This is a genomic window from Erwinia sp. MYb416 (genome assembly GCF_037479575.1).
Taxonomy (GTDB): Bacteria; Pseudomonadota; Gammaproteobacteria; order Enterobacterales; family Enterobacteriaceae; genus Erwinia; species Erwinia rhapontici.
In genome coordinates this window covers 1-372 of record NZ_JBBGYT010000145.1, presented here as the reverse complement: position 1 = coordinate 372, position 372 = coordinate 1, and the positions used below count along the sequence as shown (strand labels likewise).

1 protein-coding gene is annotated in these 372 nt (G+C 50.5%); it reads right to left on the bottom strand.

The window, feature by feature from the left end; translation table 11 throughout:
- The coding region (locus WH277_RS01375; protein ID WP_339503931.1) for a Tar ligand binding domain-containing protein at positions 1–371 on the bottom strand (371 nt) is incomplete at its 3' end.
- Position 372 lies beyond the last annotated feature (1 nt).

Below are 372 nucleotides of genomic sequence, written 5' to 3'. Positions count from 1 at the left end.
GTCTTCATCAGGGTGTCGCGTGCGGTAGCCATTTCAGTGGCAATCACCTGCTCTTCTTCTGATTGCGGATATTTCAGATAGTCCTGCCATTTCGCCCCGGCACTGTCGACTTTACCTCTGGCTCGTTCTAAGGCGACTTTAGCTTTCTCCGTGTCGCCATTGACCATCAGTGATTCATACAGGCGTAAATCTAATCGTCCACGCAGCAGCAGCTCGGAACTCTCATTCAGTGCAACCAGCCCAGGCAGCACTTCGGTATCGACGCGGGCAAAGGATTTATTGCCTGATTGCACTGCGATTAGCCCCAGAATGCCGACAAAAAGTAATAATGCGGCTAATGAAAAAATCATCATGCTCAGTGCGGTACGGATC